Genomic DNA, 9431 nt, shown 5'->3' with positions numbered 1-9431 from the left:
TTGGTTCGTAGTGAGGACTTTAGTCCGCAAGGAAAGAAAGGACTGAAGTCCTCACTACGAACCCTTAAAAAATGATAAAATTATTCTCGCATAAATTGAGGGCAAGTCTTTGCTAGAAGAACGCGCTTACTGGTTGGCATGGTCGCAGATTAACGGTATCGGCCCGATTTTGTTGCAAAGGTTGCACCAACATTTTAAGACTTTGGCAGATGCTTGGAGGGCAAAACCAGTAGATTTAATGCGAGTTGAAGGGTTTGGAAAACAGACAATAGAAACGGTTGTGCAAGAACGATCTAAACTCAATCCTGAAGAATTTATAGAGAAACATCTTATCAAAAATCCCTGTTTCTGGACGCCCGCAGATAAAGATTATCCCAGCTTGTTATTGGAAATTCCAAATCCGCCACCTGTGCTGTATTATCGGGGTTTAGTTGACTTAAAAGAGAATCGCGGAATTACGCCGACGGTGGCAATTGTTGGGACTCGCAGTCCTTCGGAATACGGCCGCCGCTGGACTCGCAAATTTAGTACGGCTTTGGCTAAAAACGGTTTTACTGTTGTTTCGGGATTTGCTGCGGGCATTGATACCGAGGCTCATACAAGCTGTTTGGAGGCGGGAGGCCGGACTTTGGCTATTTTTGGTACTGGGGTTAATATCGTTTATCCTAAGCCAAATGAGCGGTTGTGCGATCGCCTGATACAGCAGGGATTGGCAATTAGCGAATATCCGGCGGGCACTCAACCGAATAAAACTAATTTTCCGCGCCGAAATCGGATAATTGCTGGCTTGAGTCGCGCTACTATTGTGATTGAAGCTCCGCAGAAGTCCGGCGCGTTAATTACTGCTTATCAAGCTAATGATTTTTGCCGCGATGTGTATGTTTTGACGGCAAGATTGGATGATGAGCGATCGTTTGGATGTTTGGAGTTGCTGAGTAAAGGTGCTCATCCGATTCTCCCGAATTGCGATCGACTTTTAAGCGAAGACCGGTTGCTGGAAATGCTCGGAGCTATGCCAAAATTGGATAGCGCGCAGCAGTTGTCGCTGTTTCCGACAAATCCGGCCCCTGAAAAGCAAGAACCGCTATTGGATGCGGAGTTGGCTGTAGTGTTAAAAGCTCTGGGTTCGGGGCCGAGTTCTCTTGATACAATTGTGGAGGCTGCGGGATTGGCAGCGGGAACGGTTTCTGGTATTCTTTTGCAGTTGGAATTGTTGGGATTAGTTTCGCAGTTGCCGGGTATGCGATATCAGCGGTGTTGATTTGTATTAGCGATCGTATTTAACCATGAAATCTCGCCGATCGCTGAGTCTAGATCCCCCTAAATCCCCCTTAAGAAGGGGGACTTTGAGAAGATTATTGTCCCCCTTCTTAAGGATGACTTTGAACACTCCAGTCCCCCCCTTTTTAAGGGGGGTTAGGGGGGATCTAGGCCTTGATTGCGCGCTGGGCCATCGGTGTGATGAATTTACCGGAAACGAGATCAATTAATCATCATAACTGAGGCCGGGGCGGGTTTACAAATATTGACTGTGTGAATCATAGATATTGGTGAACCCGCCCCTACGGAAGATGAATTGCAGATAATCGTGGTAAGGTGCACAATGGCACCCTACGAACTACGAACCTTTAAATCAATCCGAAACTCCCTGCGGTAATACTGCTAGCAGAAACTCCGCTGAGGGAAGCCAAAATCTCCCCAGTTTGGGCAAACCGGATTAATGTTGCACCGCTATCTTGACTAATCGCCAATTGCGAGAAAGTCAGCCCGTTACCCAATACTAAGAAGTCTTTACCAAATTCAAAATCGGTAATAGTATCAGTCCCGGAATTGGTAGCAAGCAGGAATTTATCGACTCCCTTTCCTCCAGTCAAAGTATCATCTCCCAAACCGCCATTGAGTAAATCATCTCCCTTGCCGCCAAACAAGATGTCATTACCATCATCGCCGTTCAAGATATCAGCACCGCGGCCGCCAAACAAGACATCATTACCGCTAGCACCGAGCAAAGTATCGCTACCTTTGCCACCGTAAAGAGTGTCATCCCCAAGATTACCGTCTAGGAGATCGTTGCCTCGTCGGCCGCTGATTGCATCATTTCCGGTGGTGCCAGTGAGAATGTCGTTGCCATTTGTGCCGTTGATTTGACCTGGGGAATTGCTGCCCAAATCCGCGTCGCCGGTGACAAGAGGAGTTGCAATCCCTTGCGGTAATGTTACGGCTTGAATTTTGCTATCTAAAGCAGCACCAGTATTGTCAGTAACTAGCTGCGAAATTGGCTTGCTTCCGGCACCAACTGCTTTGAAGTCTTGAGTGGTTGTTCCCAAGGATACTTGTTGGACGCGGGCAACTGCTTGGGGAATTGATGTTGCTGTTGGGTTGGTGACAGCGGCATCTATGCGCTGATTTGCTGTTGCCATTACTGTCGCGGATTGCGAGGTAATTTGGGTGACTTTTTGAATGTTGAAACTGGGGTCAATCTGCTGGATTTTAGCAGCGGATTGCTGAATTATTGGTTCTAAGGCGGCTGGATTGCTGAGATTTAAGACTGCACCAGCTTGAATTTTATCGCCTATTGAACTGACAACAGCTTTGACAATATCGTGATTGGCTGCACTGGATGCACCGTCAATCAAGGCGGCTGTTTGAGTGATGGTGTTTTGGACTTTCACCATCGCGGCTAAGACTTGAACTCCGCCCGGTAAACTCTTGTTTGTGGCTGCGATCGGGTCTAACCTAGTCAGATCAAATTCATTTGGCAGTCCGAGGGATGCCTTGACTAAAGATTGGGCTGATTCTGGTTCAATTCCTTTGTCTATTAAGTCAACAATTAAGCTGGTTAATAGGGTGACAACAGTAGCATCTGGTGGTGCAGTGAGTGGTGTTTCTAGGGGTAATCCGGTGGCAGTGTCTGTGCCTCCGATCGCAACCAAATTGCCTTCTTCTGGGTCGATTTCTCCGTTTTTGTTTTTGTCGAAGATGTCGAAGGGAATATCGAGATTGAATTCACCGTTGCTGTTAGTGATTGTGGATGGTTCATTGGTATCTTTTATGCCGTTTTTGTTGGCATCTAAAAAGAGAGTAGATCCCGCGATGTAACCGTCGATTGCGATACCAGAAATGCCACTGCGGTATATGTGGAAGAAGTCGGTGGCAGTGGCACCAGCATTGTCCGTTGCTGTCACCTTAATTGGCAAATAGAATAAAGAGGGGACATTCCCAGCATTCACATTCACGCTAAAGGTGAGTGTATTTGGATCAAATTTAAGCCAATCCGGCGGAATGAAATTGCCAGTATTCGGGTTGACGCTAAGCCAATCGAGAGAGTTTGGTATTAAGGGGCCGGAGTCCGGTTTTGGCTCTGGAATTATTGAGTAGGAATAAGTGAGGCTGTCACCTGGATCGTCGTCAATAAAAGTATTGGGAGCAAGAGTCAAACGGTAGTCGCTGCGGAAAATCCCGCGATTCTGCTCAATGATGGGATTGTTAACCCTTGGCGATCGGTTGGTGGCTGTATTGTCTACTGTAAAACTGCCTTCTGTGGCGAAAGGGGAACCTGCCCAAGCATTATCAATGGATTGCACACTCCAGTAATATTTCCCTGGAGACAAGTTATTGAGTTGCCAACTGGTGTTTTGGCTGGTATTGCCTAACCCAACAATTTGTCGAGTTCCATCGTCGAGAGATGTGGGGGCGAGAATATCCTTGCCACCGGGAGTGCTGCCAACTCGCAGGTTGTAGCTTAAACCATCGGTAGGAGTTTGAGCATCAGTCGCTTTACTCCAGTTGAAAGTGACTTTGTTGCCATTCGGTGCAGCCGACAGCCCTGTGGGTGCAGTGGGCGGGGTGTTCGCATTAGCTGTATTGCTGCGATAGACTTGGTTGCCGATCAAGATGTCAAGTTTGCCGTCATTGTTGTAGTCTCCCCAAGCTGCGGCACCGCTGTCACTGAGTCCGGCATTTGTGTCTTCGCTAAAGCCGTTACCAGTGTTGCGGTACACTTTGCCGTCTAGCAAAATATCCAATTTACCGTCATTGTCGTAGTCTCCCCAAGCAGCAAAACTGCCTCCCGGCAATACAGCAGTCGCGTCTTCACTAAATCCGCTGCCAGTATTGCGGAACACCTTGGCGATTTTGCCCGAACCGGTATCGCCCGCCAGCAGGATATCGAGTTTGCCGTCATTGTTATAATCTCCCCATGCTGCCGAACCATTAGAAACACCGGGTAAGGCGAAAGCTTCGGTAAAGGTGGTGCCAGTATTGCGGAACACCTTGGCTATTTTGCCGGAAACGCTGTTCCCCGTCAGCAGGAGATCCAACTTGCCATCTTTGTCATAGTCTCCCCACGCAGAGGAACCGTTGAGAACACCCGGGATTTGGGCATTAATATCTGGTGTTAAAGCACCATTGTTATCATTCCCATTATTCCCCTTATTGCGATACAGTACGCTGGCGTTGTCCTGAGCCGAGCCACTTGTCTGTGGGTTGACGATACTTGTTTGGGTGGCATTCAGGAGATCCTGTTTGCCGTCATTGTTGTAGTCTGCCCACGATTGGGAACTACCTGGGGAACTTATTTGATCCCCGTTGAAAGCTGTTGGGCCATAGACTTTGAGAAAACCTGGTGGTTGCTGTGAGCCAAATTTTTGAAAGATTTGTGGATTTACTTGCAGGGCAAAATTTAGCTTGCCATCATTATCGTAGTCTCCCCAAGCTGCGGCATCGGCTAACTCCAGCTTTGGGTAGCCACTTTCAGCGGTAAAAGTAGTGCCAGTATTTCGGTACAACCAAGACCCTACAAAGTCCGTACTACTACCGAATGTACCAACAGGTTGAGAACGACCCGATGCGATAAAATCCAGTTTCCCGTCGTTGTTGTAGTCTCCCCAACCGCTAATTGCTCCGCCGTTGAAATAACTCGATATTTCCGTAGTGATTTTGCTGAAAGTGTATTTGCGTTCGAGGTTAGTCACGCTGACATCTTGAGGATCGATGCCTGAGTAACGGGGAGTTGAAGAAAAGCTGCCAGGGGGAGGGCCATCGTTGCTGATAGCTGGGTCAAGGATAATATTGTAAGGGCGATCGCCATCAGTTACATTGTCGTTAACACCCGTGACTGTGACAGTCTGAGCTGTATTCCAATTATCAGGAGTGAAAATTAGCTCTGACACAGAAGTCTTTCCTTCTGTGGTGTTGTCACTCCTGACAGGGATGCGAACATCAGCCTTAGGTTGGGACTCAAGCACAACACTGAAATTAGCAGTGCCACCTGCTTCTGTGGTGATCGGGCCCTTTGTCGGCTCTACTAAAATTCCTGGGCCTTTTGGAGCAGAGGGATTGATGAACATATTCGTGATACTGACATCAGCAGCATCAATACCTGAGTATTTGCTGTCAGTGCTGATCGCAGGGGCTGTGACAATCGTGTAAGGTCGATTAGCAGCAATGCTGAGAGTACCGGCAGCCCCTGTTACCGTCACTTCTTGGGGTACATTCCAGTTCTGAGGTGTAAAAGTAACTCCCGAAGTGGAGAGAGTACCTTCTGCTGGATTTTGAGGAGAAACGTTCAAACCGATCGTCACAGGAGCAGTCGGTGGGGTATTGAGTGCAACGGTAAATTTGGCTTTGCTACCTGTTTTAGTGGTGATTAATCCGCTGGTGGGGGAGACTGTGATGCCTGGGTTATCATCAGCCAAAGGAGTTTCGTTAGCTCCCGGGAGAGCGTTACCTAGCGGTGTTTCGTTACCTGTCCCAAAAGTGGGAGATATCCGACGAAATACCGATGTTGGCGTCGGAGTCGGCGTCGGCGTGACTGTTGTTGGCGTCGGCGTCGGCGTCGGCGTGACTGATGTCGCAGTCGGAGTCGGCGTCGGCGTGACTGATGTCGGAGTCGGAGTCGGCGTCGGCGTGACTGATGTCGGAGTCGGAGTCGGCGTCGGCGTAACAGATGTTGGCGTCGGAGTCGGAGTCGGCGTCGGCGTAACAGATGTTGGCGTCGGAGTAGGTGTCGGCGTCGGCGTAACAGATGTTGGCGTCGGAGTTGGAGTCGGCGTCGGCGTAACAGATGTTGGCGTCGGAGTTGGAGTCGGCGTCGGCGTAACAGATGTTGGCGTTGGCGTCGGCGTAACAGATGTTGGCGTTGGCGTCGGCGTAACAGATGTTGGCGTTGGCGTCGGCGTAACAGTTGTTGGCGTCGGAGTCGGCGTAACAGTTGTCGGCGTTGGAGTCGGCGGTACTGGGTCATTGTGGATCGGCGGTGGCGCTACATCGTTATCAGCGATCGCCACTGTCACACCCGGAATCACAATCCCGTTATACTTACCATCAGCACTCGTAACTGTATGAGAAATACTGCCTGTGTGCGGCCCTTCAACAACCGCATCGTCTGTAGCCGTGACAGTCACTGGTTTCGCCACATTCCAGTTAGTAGAGTCAAAAGTAATAGAGCCGATCGCACTTATTTGATCGCCAGTACCAAAAGCAATCGTCACAAGCGCAGTGGGCTGCGAAGTAAGTTTAAGGCTGTACGTCCCAGTAGCAAATCCTTCGGTAGCAGTTGTACTCGTCGGTGAAATAGTCACGCCTGCCGTATCATTATCAGCAATCGTGGCCGTCACAGGAGAAATCGTCAGGTTGTTATACAAGGTATCCGTGCTGACCGACTTGTGAGTAATCGTGCCGCTGCGAGTTCCTTGGGCTATGGTGTCATCGATCGCACTCACAGTCACCTTTTGCTCGACATTCCAATTAGTCGGTGTAAAAGTGATAGGTGCGATCGTACTAATTTGAGTCCCCGCATCAAAATTAATCGTCACAGGTGCAGTAGGTGCGCTAGTTAAAAGCACGCCGTAGGTAGCAGTTGCACCGCCTTCAGCAATATTTGTACTACCGGCAGATTGGACAATGGAAATACCCGGACTATCGTTATCAGTAATTGATGCCGTCACATCGGGAATCACCTTGGCGCTATAACTCGCATCGGTACTCGTAACTGTGTGAGCGATCGTCCCTGTGTGCGTTCCTTGTGCTACGGTGTCGTCGATCGCAGTAGCAATGACAGTCTTCTCAACATTCCAGTTAGTGCTGTCAAAGGTAATTTTGCCGATCGGGGTAATTTGATTGTCTGTAGTAAAGCTAATGTCAACGGGTGCCGCTGGTTGCGAATTGAGCTTGATTTTGTAACTGCCAGTTGCGCCGCCTTCTGTAGCAGTGATGTTCGTAGGTGCAACGGTGAAGCCCGCAGTGTCATCATTGGCGATCGTCATGGTAGCAGTTGCCGTAGTAATTATCGGCGCGCCACCCGGTGAAACGGGATTTGATAGCGTAATTGCGATCGTTTCGTCAGGTTCGATCGATCCGTCGCCCAACACATCCAAAGTAATAGTTTTGGATGTCTCGCCCGCTGCAAAAGTAATTTTGCCAGTAGCAGCAGTTGCCCCAGAAGTGCCGCCGATATTGTTGTAGTCGCTGCCGTTAGTCGCTGTTCCGGCGATCGTATAATCTACCGTACTCCACAGTTCCGTACTGCCATTGCGAGCGATCGTAAATGTTGCCGGAGTTTTGCCCGAATTGCCTTCGATAATGCTAGGAGTATTGGTGGCAATAGTATAAGAACTATTTCTGTCCAAGATTGCCACTTTAGCTTGACTGCTGCTACTAACGGCACCTGTAATTTTGCCAAAGTTTAGAACAATTTGTTCGTTACTGTCAACGATATTGTCAGCTTTGATAGTGACGGAAATATTCTGGGTGAGAGTAGTAGTGTTGGCAGGAAAAGTCAGGGATGTAGTTGAAAGAGTGTAATCAGCACCTTGAGTAGCTGTGCTGCTGGGGTCGATGACAATTGGTACAACTACATCCCCGAAAGAACTGCTGTTGCTGATCGTAACTGGGATATCAATTACTGTGTCGGTAGCACCTTCATTTACATTGTAAGTACCACCTACTTTGGGCTGAACAAAAGATACCGTACTGGGTGTATTGAGTAGAACGGAGACATCGTTAGAACCATTGTTCGTTAGTGCTAAATCCGGGACAGTATCAGCGTTAAAATTGCCCGCCACAATAGAAGTTGGATCTGTCCCCGCAGGAAAGTTGCTCGCAGTGCTAAAACTGCCGGCCCCATTTCCTAATAAAATTGCAGCACCGCTGCTGCTTCTTACTGCTAGGTCAAGCTTGCCATCTCCGTTAAAGTCCCCAGTGGCGATACTTTGGGCCCCTGTACCCACAGTAAAATCAGTGGGCGCGCTGAAGCCACCAGTACCATTTCCTAAGAGAATTGAGACATTTTTAGAGCCACCGTTAACTACAGCTAAGTCAACTTTACTGTCTCCGTTAAAGTCCCCAGTGGCGATCGAATTAGGATTTGTCCCAGCAGCAATATTAGTAGCCGCGCTAAATCCGCCCGCACCATTCGATAAAAAGATGGAAACACCGCCAGAAAGACTGTTTGGCACAGCTAAATCGGAAAAAGTATCTCCGTTAAAATCGCCGACTGCCATCAAAGCTGGAATTGACTTTGCGGTTAAGTTTGTGCTGAAGTTTAAGGTGCCATTGCCGCTTGCATTTGCTAGCAAAATTGTGACAGTGCCAGATGTACTGCCAGGGCTGGCATTGACGACTGCTACGTCTGAAAAGTTATCGTTGTTAAACTTCCCAACTGCAACGGAGATAGGAGATATTCCTGTAGGATATGGTGTGGGGTTCCCAAAACCGCCCGTACCATTTCCTAAGAAAATTGAGAGGGCGCTGCCACTGCCGCTACCCACTACTGCCAAGTCGGGGAAATTATCGTTGTTAAAATTACCGACGGCGATCGATCGGGCACTTGAAGCCGTCAAGGTAGCAATAGGCGCGGGATCGAAGCCACCAGTGCCATTTCCTAACAGGATTGAAACGCTGTCAGATCCTTGGTTTGCTACAGCTAGATCTGGTTTGCCATCAAGGTTAAAATCTCCCGAAGCAATACCGTTGGGATTTGTCCCCACAGGAATATTGTTTGGCGTACTAAAACTATTCAAAACATATTCGTAACTCGCTAACACTTCGGGTGCAAATACTAGCGGTGTGTTAATTTCACCGGTTGTTGCTTCGAGTTTCCAATCGCCACCTTTTGCCGCGCTTCCGGTGAGGTTTTTGGATGCGGCAACATTGGTATTTGTGAGTTGGGCGATGCGCTGGATGAAGGCGAAACCATCTCGATCCAAATCTACATCTAAATCTCTCGCTTGTTTCCCTGATCCGCCGTTCTTTTTAACCCCGGTTTCATAGCGCAAGTCATCTAAAGATGACTGAATAAATGAATTGTTCCCTGTCGGTTTCAACTCACATCTTGTACCAGGGTCAATTGGGGATTTTTCGTGGGGTTGGGCGGGTTTATTTAACCTGTTTGCTGTGTTTGAGTTGGTGGGCGAACCCGCCCCTACAGGATT

At 48.7% G+C, this 9431-nt stretch carries 2 protein-coding genes; one reads left to right on the top strand and one right to left on the bottom strand.

Annotated features, from left to right (window positions below; all coding sequences use genetic code 11):
• The first annotated feature begins 109 nt into the window (after nt 1-109).
• On the top strand, nt 110-1261 hold the full coding sequence (gene dprA, locus QUB64_RS20430) for a DNA-processing protein DprA (protein ID WP_333274284.1): 1152 nt from the start codon (nt 110-112) through the stop codon (nt 1259-1261).
• Between the two features lie 367 nt (nt 1262-1628).
• Here the strand turns inward: dprA and QUB64_RS20425 are convergent, their stop codons facing one another.
• Nucleotides 1629-9323 (bottom strand): FG-GAP-like repeat-containing protein, encoded by a 7695-nt coding sequence (locus tag QUB64_RS20425; protein WP_333394180.1) that lies wholly within the window; start codon nt 9321-9323, stop codon nt 1629-1631.
• Nucleotides 9324-9431: the final 108 nt, after the last annotated feature.

Source organism: Microcoleus sp. Aus8_D2, from assembly GCF_036702665.1.
In the GTDB taxonomy this organism is placed as follows: domain Bacteria; phylum Cyanobacteriota; class Cyanobacteriia; order Cyanobacteriales; family Microcoleaceae; genus Microcoleus.
Note: the sequence above shows the minus strand (reverse complement) of the source record. Positions and strands in the feature narration are given on the sequence as shown.